Here is a 19,209-nt window from a genome sequence, read left to right as displayed (position 1 = left end):
CCCGCAAATATACAATATATTCCTTATTGGTTATTCTTTCATCCGACCACTATATTTCCGTGTTTTCCCGGATTTTTTAATTGCGGCCAGTGTACCACTGATGTTGATCCAGCGTTTTTCGGAAACATACTTCACACTTAACTCGCCTTCAAGATGTGTAGCTTGTTTAAGAGCAAGTTCGCTTACCCTGACTAGCCAAACTCTGCATGGTCCGGTTTCTATTTCCTTCAAATCCTCAGGTTTCACGGAAAGACGGGTTGCACCCTGTGTATTAACAGAAACGCTGGCAGTATTGCTTTTTCCGTCTTCAATATTAAAGGTAACCGTTTCGCCCGGTCGAAGCGGATCGTCCCAGTTAATGGTAAAACCGGTAGCTTTATCGGTATTGGTCGGATATTCGCTGATTTCGGCTGCCATCAGAGGAGCGGTGTTGATATACTCTTTCTTTTGTGTATCAATAAAAACAAAAGTGCAGGAATTTACAAAACCTGTTTGTTTTGCCATTTTGTAATACGTTCCTGTAAAAACACTGTTTTCGACCGACATTGCCTCGCCGTTAAACGAAACAATACTTGGTTTTGCAAGTGATAATGTGGTTCCTGTCGGACCGCCAAATCGAAAAGTAGCTGTAGCTGATAATTCTTTATCGTTGGCATCATATACTACGGTATATGATTGATGTATTTCCGACTGGTTTACATTATCTGACGTAGCTGTATCGGTTGATGCACAGCGTGTAAAAAGTAATACCGAGGCTATAGCCGCAAAGATGAACGCAATCTTTCTCATGACTTTTTAATTATTGGGCAAATTAGACTATTCATTTGTATTTGTTAAAATTCGGACAAAAATAACAAATAATTATTGTTTAACAAAACTTAATACTTTTTATATCAAAAAGGTAAGTCTCTTTTTAATAAATATTCAGTTATGAATACATAGAAACAAAGAGAAATCTTCGGCAATTTTAAATAATCATTCCGGCGCCAACGGTTTCATTGGTGCCTTCATCCACCAAAATAACGCTTCCGGTAATACGGTTATTTTTATAACTGTCGAAAAAGAGGGGAACCGTTGTACGAATTGCCACGCGGGCAATTTCGTTCAAACCGATACTTTTGTCATCTTCCATCCGATGCAGCGTATTGATATCCACCTTATAGCGAACGTCTTTAATAACACAGCGTCCGTCGCGGGTTGTATGTCTGATGGCATATTTTCCGTTTGGAACGAGCTTTTTATCATTCATCCAGCATAACATAATATCGAAATCCTGACCAACCGTCGGGCAATTGTTTTCACGGACAATCATGTCGCCACGGCTAATATCAAGTTCATCTTCAAGAAGTATGGTAACAGACATCGGAGAAAATGCTTCCTGTACCGGACCGTCGTAGGAATCAATTGATTTGATACGGGTAATAAGACCGGATGGCAGCACCATAACTTTATCGCCCGGCTTAAAAATGCCTCCTGCAACTCGACCTGCATACCCGCGATAGTCGTGATATTCATCGTCGTTGGGACGGATGACGCACTGTACCGGAAAGCGGCAGTCGACAAGGTTTTCGTCGCTTGCAATATGAATATTTTCGAGCAGGTGAAGCAAAGGACTTTCACGGAACCATGGCATGTTTGCCGAAGCATCCACCACATTGTCGCCCAGCAATGCACTAATGGGAATGAAGCGGATATCGTGTATTTCAAATTTTGATGAAAAATTCACGAAGTCTTTTTTTATCTGATTGTAAATTTTTTCATCATAATCAACCAGATCCATTTTATTAATACACACGACCAAATGCGGTATCTTCAATAAAGAAGCCAGAAAGGCATGTCTTTTTGTCTGTTCAATAACCCCTTTACGAGCATCTATCAGGATAATCGCGAGGTTGGCAGTTGATGCGCCGGTAACCATATTGCGGGTGTATTGAATATGCCCGGGGGTATCGGCAATAATAAATTTTCGTTTGGGTGTTGCAAAGTAGCGGTACGCCACATCAATAGTAATACCCTGTTCGCGTTCGGCACGGAGTCCGTCGGTAAGCAGGGCAAGATTTACATGGTCTTCGCCTCTAAGTTCACTTGCCAGTTTAAGTGCTTCTATCTGATCTTCAAAAATGGATTTGCTATCGTACAGCAAGCGACCGATGAGGGTGCTTTTACCATCATCAACACTGCCGGCTGTAGTGAAGCGAAGCAGCTCCATATCCATATAAGCGTTATTTTCTTTAAGTACCATAATATCTCAAAACAGGTTGACGTGGATTAGAAATAACCTTCCTTTTTCCGATCTTCCATGGCCGATTCGGAGCGTTTATCATCAAGCCGGCTGCCGCGTTCGGTTACTCTGGATGCAGCAACTTCCCCAACAATTTCTTCGAGTGTTGATGCTTTAGAAAGGGTGGCGCCGGTGCATGTCATATCTCCAATTGTGCGAAAACGGACAGTCATTGTCTCAACAACTTCGTCAGGTTTGCGCTTAATAACATCGGTTGCGGCATATATCACGCCGTCGCGAATGAAGCATTCGCGATCATGCGAAAAATAAAGCGAAGGCATTTCAATATTTTCACGAAGTATGTACTGCCAGACATCCATTTCGGTCCAATTGCTCAGTGGGAACACTCTGAAATGTTCGCCCATTCTTTTGCGTCCGTTGAATAAAGTCCAGAGTTCAGGACGTTGATTTTTCGGATCCCATTGACCGAATTCATCACGATGTGAAAAGAAGCGTTCCTTGGCACGTGCCTTCTCTTCATCGCGTCGCCCGCCGCCCATGGCAGCATCAAATTTATATTCTTCGATGGTATCGAGCAGAGTAACCGTTTGCAATACATTTCTGCTGGCATAGTAACCGGTTTCTTCGGTAGCACGTCCTTTGTCAATAGAATCCTGCACGTATCCAACCACCAGTTTCGCACCAATTTTTTCGGCAAGTTCATCGCGATAGCGAATGGTTTCCGGAAAATTATGACCGGTATCAATGTGTAATAATGGGAATGGAAGCTTTGCCGGCCAAAATGCTTTAACCGCAAGCTGCAGCATTACAATTGAATCTTTACCGCCTGAAAACAGCAGTGCAGGGCGCTCAAACTGAGAAACCACTTCACGCATAATGAAGATGGATTCTGACTCCAGTTGTTCTAAATGATTTAGGTTATAAGAAACCATTTTCTTTTCTGATATCGGATAAGTGGTATAACACGTCTGACAATAAATTTAACGGTATGTCGTACCGTCCAAACATCGGTTTTGAGTTCAATATCAGGATGCAGGGGCGGTTCAAATCCGGAGCCGATACCCGTAAAATCCTTGATTACGCCTGCTCTTGCCTGCTTGTAGAGTCCTTTAACATCTCGTTGTTCACAGACATCAAAAGGGCAATTTACATAAACTTCGATAAAGCGATCCTTACCGATGATTTCGCGGGCAAGGTCGCGCATTTCTTTTTTGGGTGTGATAAAACTGCAGATGACAACAAGACCGTGATCGGTAAATAATTTTGCAACTTCGGCAGTACGTCTGATATTCTCCAGTCTGTCTTCCATCGAAAAGCCAAGGTCTTTATTTAGTCCCTGACGAATAATGTCGCCATCAAATAACTTTGTAAAATATCCTTTGCGTTGAATTGTTTTTTCAAGTGCCTGTGCTATGGTGGTTTTTCCTGCACCCGACAAGCCTGTAAGCCAGATAACTTTGGGATCCTGCCTCAGCAAAAAACGCCTTCTGTTACGCCTGATATAACTATTAAACTCCGTGAGGATCCGCATTCTCATTCTGCTGCTATTAATTTGTTTTTCTCTAACAGGGTGCAAAAGTACTAAAAAATGACATAAACAGAGCATGACATTCTGCAACTGGCACTTATTTTGATGGGGTGCCGGCATGAAAAAAAATGCCTCTATTAAATTTTTCTTTGTACAACTCTTGATATCCGTATTTATATTATCCCTAATTTCGTGCAGGTCTAATAAAAATGCCGGACAATCCGCAGTAACAGAACAAAACAGTGCCGACCACACAACACAAATGGTACAACCGCCTGTAATAATATATAAGACGAAGAAAGATTATTTACAAAATGTGCCCATTTCCCTTAATAAGGAAAAGACAATGATTGTTTCTTTTCCGGATGTCAAGGATATATATTTCAGGGGCAAGCTCGCTATTCCAACACAACTTCCTGATGGTTTTTTGCTGGATAATCGAGGAATCGGCAGCGATATAGCGTTTTTAAGTTACACCTACGCTGAATATGCCGCGCTTGAAACAACCCCAACAACCGAGCAGCTACTGAATCATATTATTGACACCAATCCTTTAGATATTATGTATTCCTGCCACTGCGAGCACGACAGTGCCGTAATTTCCGGTATGATACAAAAGGGAGAATTCGATAAATTCAGCAGAATAAAATGAAAAGATAATTGCTACTTTTAATTAAATTTTAATAACTTTGTACAAACTAAAATTATCTGTGTTATGAAAAGATTAACGGTTCTCATGACGGCCATTTTTGCAGTACTTGCATTGACCGGTTTTGCTCAAAAAAAAGCCACTATCAAATTTGAATCAATGGTTCATGACTTTGGGCAGATAAAAGAAGATGGCGGATTTGTCACCTGTTCTTTTAAGCTAACTAATACGGGTAACGACACCCTGAAAATTGTAAATGTGAAGCCCGGTTGTGGATGCACAACATCCAACTGGACGAAAGAAGCGATTAAACCTGGTGGAAAAGGCTTTGTTGATGCTACATTTGATCCACGTAATCGTCCGGGTGAATTTGCCAAAGGCATTGCGGTAACCACCAATGACCCCGACAATCAAAACATTTCTCTGACGATTAAAGGCACTGTACTTCCGCGTCAGAAAACCTATACGGATCTTTATCCTACCAAGCTTGGCAACCTCCGCTTCGAATCGTCACAGCTCAATTTACAAAACGTGAAAAATATTGAAGTGCGCACTGATACGATGAAAATCTATAATGACTGGAAACAAAACATGACCCTTGAAATTGGCAAAGACATACCGGCCTACATGACTGCAAAGGTAATCCCGGAAACACTTAAGCCAGGTAAAGAAGGTCTGATAATCATTACTTACGATGCCAAACTTAAAAATGATTTCGGATATCTTTATGACCGTATTAATATTAATACAAATGACAGTGCTCAGGCACAAAAAACGCTCAGCATCAGTTTGAATATTGTTGAAGATTTTTCAACCTTAACCCCGGAGCAATTAGCCAAATCGCCCAAAGTTGTTTTCACAACCACAACCTATGAATTTCCCAATGTAAAACAGGGCGATAAAGTTGATTATAGTTTTGAATTCCGTAACGATGGCGAAAACGATTTGATAATTCGTAAAACCAAAGCCAGCTGCGGATGTACGGCAAGCACTCCGGAAAAAAGCGTATTGAAAAAAGGCGAATCCAGCAATATCAAGATTTCATTCAATACGGCAGGTAAAGAAGGCAAACAGCACAAAACCGTTACCGTAATAACCAACGACCCGAATAACTCATCGGTGACTTTGAATATTACAGGAACAGTTGATAAACCTGCTCAATAATTTCTTTTAGTTATAAAAAAAACCGCAGCGATGAACGCTGCGGTTTTTTTATTTCATGTATTCATTAATCTTGCCCTTTACCGGCTTTTTCATAATCGGGTCTATTTACAAGTTGACCATAATCAGCGGGCCATGTTCTTTTAAAGAACATAGTCCAGTATAATTTTTTATTCATCCCGTCGTAATGAATAAGACCGGCGGCATACTGCCATGTCTGAAATAAATTAAGTTCAATGAAGCCAAAAAACAGCAGGAAAAATATTGTTTTCAGGTACCACTTTCGGGCAAAGAGCCAGGTAAAAAATGCGCCGAGAGGCAAGGCAAGTATTGCAGTACTTTCAATCATTGCCCGCAGTCCGAATCCAACATACCAATAACACCACCAGCTAAAAATAACATAGATACTTACAAAAAAGAAAATAAGGACCGGGAAGAAAAATTTGCGCTGATACTTCCACAAGAATAAAATTCCCACCAATGAAAGTACCATAAGTGGAGAATAAACCAGCCATCCGCTGCGATAGCCAAACAAACCAAGTATGATGTGGGGATTTGCCCAGAAAAAAGATTCTTTACCATAAGAATACACGAGCCAGTGTCCGGTATAAGATTTCCAGTAAATAAATTGAGGCACCCACGCCAGAAAGGCAACAAAGGCAACAATTACCAGTTTCATCCAATGCTGCCGGATGAGTGCCAGTTTTGCAAGCAGTGTTTCCCTGCTTATTATTCCAAATAAAATCGGTACTATGAGGACAACTATATTGGTAGGTCTTGCCAGCACAGTCACTCCAATTACCAGACCTGCTAAAACAGAATATTTAATTGAAGGTTTTTCGTGCCATCGAACGGTAAGATAGAGTAAGCAGGAATACAAGAAAAAATTATAGACATGAGACATCGGTCCTTGATAGACGGAATAAAAAAAGATATTTGTACCGGCAAATATTGTTAGAATAACGAAGGCCGCAACCGCATCAGAAAAGAACATCAGAAGAACTTTTCGCAGCACAATCATTGCCAGCAACGCAAATACAAGACTACTCAGGCTTATGGCAAATTCAAAGGGCATGCTGTATTCGTTCATTGGCAATCTCGCCGCTTTCACGTATGCCATGGCTGCAAAGAAAAACGGCGCATAAAAGTAGCTGATTCCCATCGACATTTTTTCCACCCTTTTGCCGTCGTTGGTAATGCTGTATCCGCCACGCACGGGTTTATCCTTAAAAGACAAGTCGTGGTAAATAAAAGCAGCGGGAAGATAATTGTAGTAGCAAATAACGTCATTCGCTAAAATACGCTGCTGTTTCCAATAGGCAGCATTTTTCCATTCTGTAACATAGAAGGTCATTACAATAATAATAACCAGTAAAGAACTTTTGCGGAATATTTTTTTTATAATTCCGAAAACAGACATTCTCATTATTGCCAATTATGGTATATCGAAATTAATTGAATGCTGACCACTTCCGGTTTTTGAACAATCCATATCTACAGAAAGTGGTTTGCGCGGTGCTTCGAAGTGGTCGGTTTGTGAAATTTTAAGCGATTTATCCGCATATACCCTTTTCATATAGAGTGCCCAAATTGGAAGAGCCATGTTTGCTCCCTGACCAAGTAAAGTACTCCTGAAATGCACGCTTCTGTCTTCACAACCTACCCAAACTCCGGTTACCAGTTCGGGTGTAATTCCCATAAACCAGCCATCAGAGTTATTGTCGGTTGTACCAGTTTTACCTGCAATGGGTGCCGTAAATCCATACTTACCACGAAGTCGGCTGCCGGTACCACCTTCCACAACGCCTTGCATAAGGTTTATCATCAGATAGGCCGTTTCTTCACTCATGGCTTCATTCTTTCGCGGAACAAATTGATCCAGAACATTGCCATATTTATCTTCAATTCGTGTAACAAATATCGGCTCTGTATAAACACCCTTATTCGCGTAGGTTGACATTGCTCCCACCATTTCGTACAACGATAATTCCGCAACGCCCAAACAAATGGCATAAACCTCCGGAATATCGCTCTTAATACCCATTTTACGGGCAACTTTAATAACAGGTCCCGGTGAGTACCGTTTTATCAGAAATGCAGATATCCAGTTGATGGAATTGGCGAGTGCTTCTTTAAGTGTTACCATCTCACCTTCCTTGTACTTGCTGGAATTTTTGGGTTCCCACCGTTGGCCGTTGGGCAGGTCAAAAGTAACAGGCACATTTGGGATTTTGGAGCAGGGAGAAAATTCGCCTTCCTGCATGGCGAGTGTATATACGAATGGTTTAAAGGTAGAACCCACCTGTCGTTTTGCAAGGCACACATGGTCGTACTGAAAATAGCGATAATTGATGCCGCCCACATACGCTCTGACATATCCCGTTTGCGGTTCCATTGACATGAGACCGGCCAGCAAAAACCATTTTTGATATTTTATAGAATCAATCGGTGACATGACTGTATCAATTTCGCCATGCCACGAAAACACTTTCATTTTAACTTTCGTATTGAAGGCTTTATCGATTGTTTCCTTACTGGCTTTGGCGCGCATCATACTTTGGTAACGTTCTGAACGGACCATAGACTGCCTGATGAGATCGTCAATCTGTTTCTCTGTCAGACGTGCATCATAAGGCGCTTTCCTGACACCTTTCCAGTGAGCATAAAACTCGTCCTGAAGTTCATTTCCGAGATGCTCAGCCACGGCCTCTTCGCCATATTGCTGCATCCTGGAATTGATTGTGGTGAAGATTCTCAGACCGTCTTTATAGATATTATACGGCGTTCCGTCAGTTTTTTTATTTTTATTACACCAACCGTACAGGGCATTATTTTCCCACTCATTCAACGTTTCCTTGTACTTTTTGTCATCGGCATAATCCTCCTCGTTAGGCTTTTGGGCGGTAAGGACGCCTCTGAGATACTCCCGAAAGTAAGTTGCGGTTCCGGCGGTATGATCCTGAATCTGATAACCGGTCATATCCATGGGCAGACGCCTGATAGAGTCGTATTCTTTAAATGATAAAAAGCCATAACTTTCCATCTGGCTGAGAACAATTTCGCGGCGTTTCAGCGCCGTCATGGGGTTGCGGACGGGACTGAATTTTGTAGGAGCCTTCAGAATGCCAACCAAAACGGCAGCTTCCTGAACGCTGAGTGCATCAGGCGATTTATTAAAAAAGGTGCGAGCGGCAGATTTCACCCCGAAAGACTGGCTGCCAAAATCGACCGTATTCAGATACATGGCAATAATTTCTTCTTTGGTATAGTTACGTTCCAGTTTAATTGCCGTAACCCATTCGCGAAGTTTTGTTGAAAATAATTTAATGAATGAGGGTTTTTCGTCGCGCGGAAAAAGATTTTTGGCAAGCTGTTGCGTGATCGTACTTCCCCCACCCGAACTTTTATCACCTCCCAATAAAGTTTTCCAGAACACTCTGAAAATACTGCGCATATCCACTCCCGAATGTTCAGTAAAACGGGCATCTTCCGTTGCAACAAGTGCGTTTATTAAATTAGGTGAAAGGTCAGAAAAGTGGACATTCGATCGATTCTCAATATAGTATTTGCCGAGCAACACCTGGTCGGCCGAGATAATCTCGGAGGCCAGATTTGAATGCGGATTTTCGAGTTCTTCAAAAGAGGGCATAAACCCCATCCACCCAAGTGAAATAATGGTGAACAGGATTACAATAAATCCGGCAACAGAAGCGTACAGGATCCAGAAATATTTTACATATTTGCTGAATTCGCCCTTATCGCCGGCTTTTTTACCTTTCACAATCAATGCGGCCATAATATAATTATTCTGATTTCTCTATTCTGATTCCGATGTCTTCAATTCCGTAAAGCTGGTTTACACGCATTCCCTGTTCGTATTCAAACGAATAAACTCCGGCCTGAGGAAAGCGAACGCTCTTACGAAAAAGTATCCTGTTATCAATGATTCGACCCTGCCCTTTACCAAGCCATCGTCCCTGAATATCGGCAAGATAACATTCAACCGTATCCACAGAAATTTTGCCGTCGGGGTAAACTGTTTTCACGAACATAAACAGGTTTGCAAAGCCGTAATCGGTAGTATTCCTGATATTGATATAATAGTTATATCCGGTAACGGTATCGGGTATGGCGACGTTGAATTTCACAATATCGGTACTGTTCCATGTTGCCTCATCCATTTTTTTATTTTTCTCATATACCATTTTCGAATCGCATGCGGTAAGAAAAAAAACGACGAAAGGCATCATCAATAAAACGGATTTTTGAAGCACTCTGCGCGCCCGGGATTGAATGAAATTATTGTGCATCCTTACTCTCATTGGCTTGTTATTGTGGAAAACGCATTATTTTTTACGGCGGTGATCAAAGCGATTCAGCGCGTCTTCTGCATTTTCAAAATCCACTTTTTTCTCTTTAACCACAACAAATTGTTCGAGTTTGTCGGGGATAATTCCTTTGGCATTATCGGCAATAATCTTTTTCACGATATCGAGTGGAATCGCAATCAGATTGTTCACATCGGTTACGTATGAATACCAAATAACTTTTTTGAACACATCGGCCTTCTGGAAGGATGCCGTTCCTTTTTTCGTTTTAATAAGAATGTCGGCTGAAGGAATATCCCTGCTGGCATCGAGGTAGGTATCGAATTCATAGTTCAGGCAGCATTTGAGCTTACTGCATTGCCCTGCTAATTTCTGAGGATTTACAGAAATCTGTTGTACGCGGGCTGAATGAGTGGAAACGGATTTGAAATCATAGAGCCATGATGAGCAGCATAATTCTCGGCCGCAAGTGCCTAATCCTCCCAGACTGCTTGCCTCCTGTCTGACACCTACCTGTTTCATTTCAATGCGAACGCCAAATTCTTCGGCGAGTACTTTGATAAGTTCGCGGAAATCGACGCGTTCTTCGGCGGTATAATAAAAAATTGCCTTGGTGTTATCTCCCTGAAACTCCACATCGTTCATTTTCATCTGCAGATTAAGCTTCTGAACGATGCGTTTTGATTTGACCATGGTGGTATTTTCCTGCACCACTGCCGACATCCATTTTTCAAGATCTGAGGGCCGTGCTTTACGATATACTTTTTTGCCTTCGTAGGTATCGGGATTTACTTTTTTCTTTTTCATTTGCAGGCGGGTGGTCTCGCCGGTGAGGGTAATAATCCCGATATCATGCCCGGGCGAAGCCTCAACGGCAACGATATCACCTACAACAAAATCAGACTTGGGAGGAACTTTGAAAAAATCCTTGCGGCTGTTTTTGAACCTTACCTCAACAAAATCAAAAGGAACCCAAGCTGCCGGAAGTTTGATAGCGCCCAACCAGTCATAGGAATTGCGTCTGCAACATCCGTGGCTGAACAGGTTATCGTTCTTATGGTTTAATTTGGGCCGATGAGAGCATCCCCTTGTAAAAAATTCATTCTTTTCGTTGCTCATATCCTAGCGTTTAACCTGCAAATTTACACAATATATTTACAAGTATATCTCTAAAGTTTATGAAACGACTCAGGCAGACTGTGGTTGTGACACTTTAATTTTGAGCAGGCTTGCCAGGGTGAATGACAGGTCGAGTAACAGAATTCGTGCATTTGCGTTACGTTCCAGGTGAAATATGGCTCTGGAAAACTCTTCCTCTATACTTGTTGCATTGGCTGTATTAATAAACGGATGAAATTTATCTCTAATCCATTCCAGTTCTTCGCCTTCGAGCTTAACGAGTTTTCCGGCATTGCCGTGATATAGCAGGCAATTGCGCGTTACCCGCAATGAATAAGCAAAGAAGTTTTTAAGTCCTTCGCGACTCACCTTAGCCATTTCGTCTGAAAACGATATCATTCCCCGAACATCCGGTTTGAAGCAATATCTCATCCAATCGCGGAAGCGGGAAAAATTGAAATCTTCTTCCTCGGTTTTATCAATAAGCTTAAGCGCTTCGGTAATGTTACCGCTGCAAAGTATAGCAATACGCCGGGCAATGGTTTCGCTGCAGCCGTGATTATTGATAAGTGTGCTGATAATGTCTTTATCCGTAAGCCGGGGCACTTTTACCATTTGTGTGCGGCTTATAATGGTTGATAACAGTAAATCAAAGCTTCCGCACACTAAGAGAAAGAGCGTTTTTTCGGGTGGTTCTTCAAGTATTTTCAGAATTTTTGGGGCTGCCGAATGGAAGAGCTTTTCGGCATGCCAGATCAGCACAATTTTATATTCAGCTTCAAAAGCTTTGTATCCCAGTGATTTTGTAATCTCATCGCAATCATCGGCATTAATGATACCCTGTTTGTTTTCAAATCCGAGCTCATCATACCATTCGTTCAGGCTGAGATATCCTTTTGTACGCAAAAACACTTCGCGCCATACGGGCAAGAATAGTTTTGCCTGCGGCTTTTTGGTGACGTCTTTATTGGTAGCCACCGGAAAGAAAAAATGAAGGTCGGGATGAGCCAGTGTGGTAAATTTAACACATGACGGGCATGTGCCGCATGAATCGCCGATAAGCTCCGCATCATCGCCAAAATCGACCTTGTTCTCGCAGTTAATATATTGAGCGTACGCCAAGGCCAGTGCAAGTTTGCCGGAGCCTTCCGGACCTAAAAAAAGCTGTGCATGACTCACGCGTGAATTCCGAACCGTGCGCACCAAATAATTTTTGGTTTTATTCTGACCGATTATGTCTGCAAACTTCATTTTCTTCGTCCTCTTTACAAGACATCAAACCTACATGATTTTTTCAAGACGGCAAAGCCTGAAAGTGAAAAAATAATGCACGGCGCTTTGTGTTTGAACAGTGCTGTGCCGAATTCCGTGGCGCGAAAAAAAGTAATACTTTTTTGCAAAAAAGTGTTACGCACAATCATCAAACATCCATGTCACATAAATATTACAAATAAAAAATATTAAATTGTAGTTTTCAGGATTATTTAGAACGAATCCATAATATCATGCGATAGAAACATCATTTCTATAGACTAATTAAGCATTTTAGTCGATGGAGGGCACTTGACAAGCAGCTTATTAAAACGTACATTTGAGATTGATTTTTTTCATAGTATTATTTTTACCATCCCCGCTCGAGCAGCAGGGATGGTTTTCTTTTGCTAAAAAAGTCGAACTTTGCATTCCATATAGCTTTTGTGATGAAAAAAAATATTCTTTTTCTGATTTACATGTTGCTCTTCAGCGGTCTCTATGGTCAGGAAAAACCTATGCGCGTAGAGATAGAATCAAAATCGGGGTCAGATTCCTATCGTATCATGCCTTTCGGCAAAAATGGTGTTCTGCTTTATTATCTAAGCAATGAGCGTACTGCCGCCCAAAATAAGCAATGGTTTTTTACACTTTACGATGTCAATTTTCGCGAATTATGGCATCGTGTGATAGAGATAAGCGATAATATGAAATTGAAGGCGGTAGATAAAAACGACTCAACCTTATATCTGCTGTTCGCAAAATCATATGACAAAAAAAACAGCAAGAGTGATTTTCAGGTGCTGAAAATGGATATTGGAAGCGGCACATCGAAAATAGTATCGGGGGTAAACCCCGACAATTCATACATCACCGATTTTCGTGTAGTTGGAAATATTGCATGGCTCAGCGGAAGAACCACACCTAAACGTTCGCAGGTATTCGCACAAACACTGCTTTCAATAACACTGATACCGGTAATTGCCGGTGTAAACGTAATCAAATATCATGCTTCGCTTTTCGCACTCGACTTAGAAACCGGCACGATTAAAAACGCATCGCCTGTAATTGACGGTCAGGCGTACGTTTCACAATTAAGAAGCGATTCAGCAGGAAAGGTGTTGTATGCCGTGGTTAAAAATCATATCCCGAAAAGGGAGAATTACATGTATTTATGCAGTTATACGGGCAACGGGAATTCTGCCGGACAACTACGTATACAAAGCAATGATGTTAAACGCAAATTCAATTCTGCCAACATTATTCCTCTCGAAAATAATAAATTGCTTGTAATTGGCACGTATAATAATTTCACAAAAGGATATTCCGCAAATCCTGCATCTTCGGGCTTTTCAGAATCATCAACAGGTATTTATATTACGCGTTTAACGGACGGGAAACAAGATTTTGTAAAGTTCTACAACTTCTCCACATTCAAGAATTTTTACAATTTTCTAAATGCAAAAAGTGCGCTGCGCATGAAAAAAAAGGCGATCAGACAGGCCGCCAAAGGAAAAGAAATGTCTATTGATTATTCGTTGCTGGTGCACGATATTATTCAGCGAGGCGATAAATCCATTATGATTGCCGAAGCCTATTACCCGGAATATCATACGGTCAGTTATACAACCTACGACGCCTACGGACGGCCACAAACTACATCCTACTCGGTGTTCGACGGCTACCGCTACACTCATGCCATTATTGTGTGTTTTGATGCTGAAGGAAAATTATTGTGGGACAATAGTTTTGAGATTGGAAACATTCTTACGTATAACCTGAAGCAACGCGTAGAAACCTTGTTTGACGGGGAAGATATTGTTATGATGTACAGCAATGCGGGTGAAATTGCATCGAAAGTAATTCATGGAAACACCGTGGTGGAAGGGAAAGATTATACAAAAATTGAGACGAATTATTCGGGCGACCAGCTGGTATCGGACTATAACAGCGACATGGAATTCTGGTATGGAAATTACTTCATTTCTTACGGATATCAGAAAATACGCAACTCGGATGCGAAGAATAAAAGTAAGCGAACCGTTTTTTATTTTAATAAAATAGCGTTCAACTAAATTCTTTTCAATTTCATTTCTGAAACAAAATTCCAGTTCTTTATTTACTAAATAAAATGGTTGTGATTACGGGCAAGTGATCGGATGGGTACGTACCCGAATGTTCGTAATCAATTGTTTTGTGATTGAGCACACGCGCGCTTCCGCGACGAATTAATATCATATCAATATCGCTGTGCTTTCTCGTCATATAAGGAAATCCCACGAAAGAGCCGTTGGGACCTGAATGTCCGGTTTCAGATATTTTTTTGGTATCTGCGAGACCATTGATTTTATTGGTAAGCCTCCGGTAAACAATATTTTTGCTGCTGAGGTTAAAATCGCCCGTAACTATTACATCCGACTCACCACAAATTTCCGATATTTTATGCAGCAGCAATACCGCGCTCTTGCGACGGGCACGTTGCCCCACATGATCAAAGTGCGTGTTGAAAAACCAACATTGTTTTCCTGAAAGTTTGTCGGATAATTTCACCCATGTTACAATACGAATGCATGATGCATTCCATCCTAACTTAGGAATGCCGGGCGTAGCAGAGAGCCAGAAATAGCCACTGTCCATAATCTGAAACCGGTTGGAATCATAAAATACGGGCGCATATTCTCCCGCTTGTTTTCCATCTTCACGGCCAACACCAAACGATTTGTATGCTGGCAGTTCTTTAGAAAGATAATCGAGCTGTTCCTTTACAACTTCCTGCATCCCAAGCAAAGCAGGCTTTTCATCTTTAATCAGTTTCAGAAGCAGCACCTTTCTGTTTTCCCATGAGAACATGCCAACGGAACCATCGTTGTAACGGATATTGTAAGTCATCACTCCTATCGTCGGGCTGTCAGGTCCCTGCTGAGAATACCCGTTAACTGTTGCAATCAGCAACAATAATAAAAGCAGGCATGTGGTTTTTCTGATATGCATACGGATAAACGGAATCAGCACAAATATACATTTATCCACCGTTTGAGCGGCATATTTGTTGTGATGATTTTCCGGGGAAAATATTTCAAAGGTCTTTGCCAAACACTCTGAAACGCTTATGAATACTTGCTCCTATGCGATTCATTTCGGCTATCATACGATGATTGGTTTCGAGCACAAGATGAATCTCTATTTGCTCAAATCCCGCCGTTTTCATGGATTCCATCAGTTTCAGTGCCATCAGGATTTCCAAACCCTGTCCCTGCAAAGAATTCTTCACGGCGCCTAACATCAGGTCTATCTGTTTTGTTTTTCTGGCTGCAGACAATATATGGAATAATCCAAACGGCAAGAGTCGTCCTTTTGATTTCTGAATACCTTTAGTCATGCTTGGAATGCCTATGATGAAAGCAGCCATTTCGCCTTTATACTCAACCGCTTTAATAAAACGCGGATCCAGAATGGGCATATAACGGGCAGCAAAGTCCTTCATTTCCTGTTCTTCGAGGGGAACAAATCCATAGAGCTCGCTATAGGTTTCATTCATCAGCCTGAAGATAGGAATGATGTATGGTTTCATCTGCTTCTTTGACGAGAACTCAACAAGACTGATGCCTTCGCGCTTCTCCACTCTTTCATTGATGCGACCGTAAAGGGGAGGCAGATTGTCATGAATACGAAACATGAACACCAGGCAATCTACTTCTTTTGTATAGCCTTCGGCCTCAAGCAAAGGCACTATCCACGGCCAGTTGCATGCGGCAGCTATCAAAGGCGGATGTTCAAAACCCTCAACCATAAAACCCTGAGGGTCTTTATCGGAAAAACCGTAAGGACCGACAATTCTGTTGCATTTGTATTCTTTTGCCCAGCGTTCAATGAAATGTAGCAATACATGAGAAATTTCCGGGTCGTTATAGCATTCAAGGTATCCGAAACGGGCATTGTTCTCCCCTTTCAGCTCATTGTATCTTTTGTTGATGATACCCATAATGCGCCCCACTGCCCTACCTTCGCGGTATGCAATTACAAGTATTGTTTCTGAGTAGCCGAAAGATTTATTCTTTTTCGGATCAAAGAAATTCCATTCATCAACATACAAAGGTGGAAGCCAGTTTTCGTGGCCGCCATGTATCTTTTCGGGCAGGTAAATAAATTGTCTCAGTTCACTTTTTGAACTGACACGTCTGACTTCAATTCCCATAATCGTTAATTAACGCAAAAAGCAATTACCTGTAAAGGCACAGATAGGATGTATCGGTTGCAACCTTTAACTGAAATTTTGTGTTGGTCTCTACAATAAACGTTTCGCCTGCGCTGAATACTTTCCATTCAGCAGCACCGGGCAATTTTACGGTGAGAGCACCGCTTGTTACCGTCATGTATTCAACCGATGAAGTGCCGAATTCATAATCGCCTGCGGCCATAACGCCAATGGTTGCCGGACCTTCGGGCATTGAAAAAGCAATGGATTTAACTTTCCCGTCGAAATATTCGTTTGTTTTAAACATAATTATCTGTTTGAAGAATTAATAGTATGAACTGTGAGCGTCAATAAAACGCACAGCCAAAAATACCAAAAAATATGGTGTAAAAAAAACGCCTCCCGAAGGAAGCGTTAATTTACGTTAAGATACGTTAATCCTGTTTGTTTTCAACGATTGAAAGCACCTCGGGCAAGTCCATTCCAATCTTTTTGAGATGGTCGATTTTGGGAACTCCGTTTTTAGTCCATCCGCGGCGGAAATATACGGCATCCAGCAGTTGCTCATAACGATCTTCGCGATAATTACGCGTGATTGCCATTTTTTCTTCCGTTGACTTTCCTTCGGGATCAATGCCGATCAGCTCTTTCATTTGTTTGTCGTAGCGTTCGGCGCGCGATTCGTATTCCTCTTTGGTAACAGGACCGCAAGCACGATAAGGCTGTGCATCATGCTTACGCAGACCGTATCCGCGACGGATATTGAAGATGCGCTGGAAATTATAGACGCGCTCGCTCTGCAGCACCAGTTCTTTATTGTCGAGATCATTGCCGGTAACGGCTTTATAGATTGCCAGGTAATTGTCAACGTGTTCGGGAACCTTGGCGGGTTCTTTTGCTTCTTTGTTGCTTTCGGGTTCCACATCATTCCAAGGGAGTTTACACAAACCTTGTAATCCAAACCATGTGCGGAACATCGGGAAATAATGCAGCGCTTCTGCTTTTGCTTCAAAGGTGGGGATTTGGTTATTCACCATATCCATAAATATCAGCCATGCTTCGTCGTGTTGCGGACCTTTGTTAGTCATGGCATATCCACCCTGCTGTGCCAAGGATTCCTTTGACACATACTGCGAATATTCAAGTCCTTTGTTTTCCATACCGATATCCTGCATAAACTGTGGATCGCCCCAACCGTTTTTGGCAAACAGTTGTTTCATCTTCAGCACACCTTGTCCGGCAATCACGCCAAAGCCTTCACCACGCGAACATTGGTGGAGTAATTCCATGGCATCATCTTTACTTCCAAAGCTGAGGTCAAGACCGCCGGTGCGTTCTTTGTTCAATATGCCGTTTTCGTAGCATTCCATCACAAAGCCAAGGATGGTGCCCCAGCTGATAGTGCATACGCCATAGGTATCGCAATAGAAGTTTGCTTCGATGGTCCATTCGGGATCAAAGATGCCTGCAATAGAGCCCAATGAAGAAGTTGTTTCATATTCCGGTCCGTCGACAATAACTTTCTGTCCTTTGTAAGGTCCGGTTTTCAGCGGGAAATTATCAACGGCCTTTGCACAAGCCATGTTACATCCAATCCAGCAACCGTCGGGCATATTTTGAGTAAAGAATGATTTCCAAACTTCACCGTGAATCTTCATGTAATCGGGATGACTTCCGAATTTGAAATTATGAACGGGCAGCAGGTCATAGTCGTTCATTACGTTGGTAAGATGGGCTGTTCCTTTGGAACGCATTTCGCACTGTTTGTCGTCGAGTTCGCGCATCTCTTTGTTGAAACGTTTTCCGCGCTCCATGATGGCTTCGAGGTTGACCACGTTATTTGCATTTCCTTTAACAGAATCAACACGACCCACGATGGCTTTAATTTTTTTATCGCGCAGTACTGTTCCAATACCGCCGCGTCCAGCCTGTTTCAGCCTGACCAGTTTACGTTTTGAATCAAAGAAACTAAAGTTAAGCATCCCAATCAGCGAGTGGTCGGCAGCCGTACCGGCAGATACAACAGAAACGTATTTGCGGCCATTATCATCAATTGCCAGCTCGTCTGTAAGAACTTCAGCAAGCACATGACTATCGGAAGGCATATTGGTAGCATCATAAATTTCGATGGTATGGTTGTTACCATCTACAAAAATCATTATTTCCTTATCGGATTTCCCCTGCAGTTCCATGCTGTCAAAGCCGGCAAATTTAAGGAAGGGTCCGAAAAAGCCGCCAACATTTGAATCGACAACGATATCTGTTTGCGGTGAAATGGCTACCACTATTGATTTTCCTGTTCCGGAATACTGTGTAATTCCGCAAACCGGACCGGTATTTATCACGATTTCATTTTCAGGATCAGTCCATTTGGTATCAGGTTTTGTTGCATCCCAAAGCAGTTTGAGTCCGAATCCTTTTCCTCCCACAAATTTATCTTTCATCTCTTTGTTGACGGGCTTTTCCTTGATAGTACCATCGCCAACATTCACATAGAGTGTACGATTGTTATAACCTTTATCAATCGGAGCCGGGACATAACTCCAAGAGTGCAGCAGTGCATGTTTTTTCCTGAATTCGCTGATATCCATATAACAGTTTGTTTAGTTTTTGCTTTGACGGCAAAGTTATAACAAAGAACCTTAACTCTAAAGGCAGCTATTAAAAAAATGTTGATATGTAGCGCGTTGCATAACGGTTACAAAAAAAAGGCACTTCCTTTTCGGGAAGTGCCTT

At 41.9% G+C, this 19,209-nt stretch carries 16 protein-coding genes; 3 read left to right on the top strand and 13 right to left on the bottom strand.

Annotation, left to right across the window (positions count from 1 at the left end; genetic code table 11):
• Positions 1–30: 30 nt before the first annotated feature.
• From WCM76_01995 to cysC, 4 genes are all read right to left on the bottom strand, one after another.
• Complete coding sequence (locus WCM76_01995) at positions 31–789, bottom strand: hypothetical protein (protein ID MEI6764381.1); 759 nt, start codon at positions 787–789, stop codon at positions 31–33.
• Positions 790–967: 178 nt separating this feature from the next.
• Positions 968–2,242: a GTP-binding protein gene (locus tag WCM76_01990; GenBank protein MEI6764380.1), complete on the bottom strand. Its 1,275-nt coding sequence runs from the start codon at positions 2,240–2,242 to the stop codon at positions 968–970.
• 26 nt (positions 2,243–2,268) lie between these two features.
• Positions 2,269–3,174, bottom strand: coding sequence for a sulfate adenylyltransferase subunit CysD (gene cysD / locus WCM76_01985; GenBank protein ID MEI6764379.1), 906 nt, complete (start codon positions 3,172–3,174; stop codon positions 2,269–2,271).
• A complete protein-coding gene (gene cysC / locus WCM76_01980) occupies positions 3,156–3,779 on the bottom strand; it encodes an adenylyl-sulfate kinase (protein ID MEI6764378.1) in 624 nt (207 codons plus the stop codon). The genes cysD and cysC overlap by 19 nt, the downstream gene beginning before the upstream one ends.
• A 337-nt stretch (positions 3,780–4,116) precedes the next feature.
• On the opposite strand from cysC, the gene WCM76_01975 reads away from it, so the two are divergent.
• Both WCM76_01975 and WCM76_01970 read left to right on the top strand, forming a co-directional pair.
• Positions 4,117–4,422, top strand: coding sequence for a hypothetical protein (locus tag WCM76_01975; protein MEI6764377.1), 306 nt, complete (start codon positions 4,117–4,119; stop codon positions 4,420–4,422).
• A gap of 63 nt (positions 4,423–4,485) precedes the next feature.
• Entirely contained in the window at positions 4,486–5,583 is a 1,098-nt protein-coding gene (locus WCM76_01970) for a DUF1573 domain-containing protein (GenBank protein ID MEI6764376.1), read from the top strand.
• Positions 5,584–5,647: 64 nt separating this feature from the next.
• Here WCM76_01970 and WCM76_01965 read toward each other — a convergent pair whose 3' ends face one another.
• The 5 genes from WCM76_01965 to WCM76_01945 all read right to left on the bottom strand — a co-directional run bounded on the left by WCM76_01965 (position 5,648) and on the right by WCM76_01945 (position 12,278).
• Positions 5,648–7,006: a hypothetical protein gene (locus WCM76_01965; protein MEI6764375.1), complete on the bottom strand. Its 1,359-nt coding sequence runs from the start codon at positions 7,004–7,006 to the stop codon at positions 5,648–5,650.
• 9 nt (positions 7,007–7,015) lie between these two features.
• Entirely contained in the window at positions 7,016–9,376 is a 2,361-nt protein-coding gene (locus WCM76_01960; GenBank protein MEI6764374.1) for a transglycosylase domain-containing protein, read from the bottom strand.
• Positions 9,377–9,383: 7 nt separating this feature from the next.
• The gene (locus WCM76_01955; GenBank protein ID MEI6764373.1) at positions 9,384–9,890 is read right to left on the bottom strand and encodes a gliding motility lipoprotein GldH; all 507 of its coding nucleotides are present in this window, start codon (positions 9,888–9,890) and stop codon (positions 9,384–9,386) included.
• Between the two features lie 36 nt (positions 9,891–9,926).
• Positions 9,927–11,027: a regulatory iron-sulfur-containing complex subunit RicT gene (gene ricT / locus WCM76_01950; GenBank protein MEI6764372.1), complete on the bottom strand. Its 1,101-nt coding sequence runs from the start codon at positions 11,025–11,027 to the stop codon at positions 9,927–9,929.
• A 69-nt stretch (positions 11,028–11,096) separates the two neighbouring features.
• Complete coding sequence (locus tag WCM76_01945; GenBank protein MEI6764371.1) at positions 11,097–12,278, bottom strand: DNA polymerase III subunit delta; 1,182 nt, start codon at positions 12,276–12,278, stop codon at positions 11,097–11,099.
• Positions 12,279–12,727: 449 nt separating this feature from the next.
• On the opposite strand from WCM76_01945, the gene WCM76_01940 reads away from it, so the two are divergent.
• Entirely contained in the window at positions 12,728–14,353 is a 1,626-nt protein-coding gene (locus tag WCM76_01940) for a hypothetical protein (protein ID MEI6764370.1), read from the top strand.
• Between the two features lie 40 nt (positions 14,354–14,393).
• Here WCM76_01940 and WCM76_01935 read toward each other — a convergent pair whose 3' ends face one another.
• From WCM76_01935 to WCM76_01920, 4 genes are all read right to left on the bottom strand, one after another.
• Entirely contained in the window at positions 14,394–15,308 is a 915-nt protein-coding gene (locus WCM76_01935; protein ID MEI6764369.1) for an endonuclease/exonuclease/phosphatase family protein, read from the bottom strand.
• A 46-nt stretch (positions 15,309–15,354) separates the two neighbouring features.
• Positions 15,355–16,473: a hypothetical protein gene (locus WCM76_01930; GenBank protein MEI6764368.1), complete on the bottom strand. Its 1,119-nt coding sequence runs from the start codon at positions 16,471–16,473 to the stop codon at positions 15,355–15,357.
• A 25-nt stretch (positions 16,474–16,498) separates the two neighbouring features.
• Positions 16,499–16,780, bottom strand: a complete 282-nt coding sequence (locus WCM76_01925; protein ID MEI6764367.1) for a pyrimidine/purine nucleoside phosphorylase — start codon at positions 16,778–16,780, stop codon at positions 16,499–16,501.
• A 127-nt stretch (positions 16,781–16,907) separates the two neighbouring features.
• Positions 16,908–19,064, bottom strand: a complete 2,157-nt coding sequence (locus tag WCM76_01920) for an aldehyde ferredoxin oxidoreductase C-terminal domain-containing protein (protein ID MEI6764366.1) — start codon at positions 19,062–19,064, stop codon at positions 16,908–16,910.
• Positions 19,065–19,209: the final 145 nt, after the last annotated feature.

It is taken from the genome of Bacteroidota bacterium (assembly GCA_037133915.1).
GTDB lineage: Bacteria > Bacteroidota > Bacteroidia > Bacteroidales > CAIWKO01 > JBAXND01.
Note: the sequence above shows the minus strand (reverse complement) of the source record. Positions and strands in the feature narration are given on the sequence as shown.

What these genes read in the sequence shown, in the direction of transcription:
- WCM76_01995 (MEI6764381.1), bottom strand. Translation starts at nt 789, where the DNA reads ATGAGAAAGATTGCGTTCATCTTTGCGGCTATAGCCTCGGTATTACTT.
- WCM76_01990 (MEI6764380.1), bottom strand. Translation starts at nt 2,242, where the DNA reads ATGGTACTTAAAGAAAATAACGCTTATATGGATATGGAGCTGCTTCGC.
- cysD (MEI6764379.1), bottom strand. Translation starts at nt 3,174, where the DNA reads ATGGTTTCTTATAACCTAAATCATTTAGAACAACTGGAGTCAGAATCC.
- cysC (MEI6764378.1), bottom strand. Translation starts at nt 3,779, where the DNA reads ATGAGAATGCGGATCCTCACGGAGTTTAATAGTTATATCAGGCGTAAC.
- WCM76_01975 (MEI6764377.1), top strand. Translation starts at nt 4,117, where the DNA reads ATGATTGTTTCTTTTCCGGATGTCAAGGATATATATTTCAGGGGCAAG.
- WCM76_01970 (MEI6764376.1), top strand. Translation starts at nt 4,486, where the DNA reads ATGAAAAGATTAACGGTTCTCATGACGGCCATTTTTGCAGTACTTGCA.
- WCM76_01965 (MEI6764375.1), bottom strand. Translation starts at nt 7,006, where the DNA reads ATGAGAATGTCTGTTTTCGGAATTATAAAAAAAATATTCCGCAAAAGT.
- WCM76_01960 (MEI6764374.1), bottom strand. Translation starts at nt 9,376, where the DNA reads ATGGCCGCATTGATTGTGAAAGGTAAAAAAGCCGGCGATAAGGGCGAA.
- WCM76_01955 (MEI6764373.1), bottom strand. Translation starts at nt 9,890, where the DNA reads ATGCACAATAATTTCATTCAATCCCGGGCGCGCAGAGTGCTTCAAAAA.
- ricT (MEI6764372.1), bottom strand. Translation starts at nt 11,027, where the DNA reads ATGAGCAACGAAAAGAATGAATTTTTTACAAGGGGATGCTCTCATCGG.
- WCM76_01945 (MEI6764371.1), bottom strand. Translation starts at nt 12,278, where the DNA reads ATGAAGTTTGCAGACATAATCGGTCAGAATAAAACCAAAAATTATTTG.
- WCM76_01940 (MEI6764370.1), top strand. Translation starts at nt 12,728, where the DNA reads ATGAAAAAAAATATTCTTTTTCTGATTTACATGTTGCTCTTCAGCGGT.
- WCM76_01930 (MEI6764368.1), bottom strand. Translation starts at nt 16,473, where the DNA reads ATGGGAATTGAAGTCAGACGTGTCAGTTCAAAAAGTGAACTGAGACAA.
- WCM76_01925 (MEI6764367.1), bottom strand. Translation starts at nt 16,780, where the DNA reads ATGTTTAAAACAAACGAATATTTCGACGGGAAAGTTAAATCCATTGCT.
- WCM76_01920 (MEI6764366.1), bottom strand. Translation starts at nt 19,064, where the DNA reads ATGGATATCAGCGAATTCAGGAAAAAACATGCACTGCTGCACTCTTGG.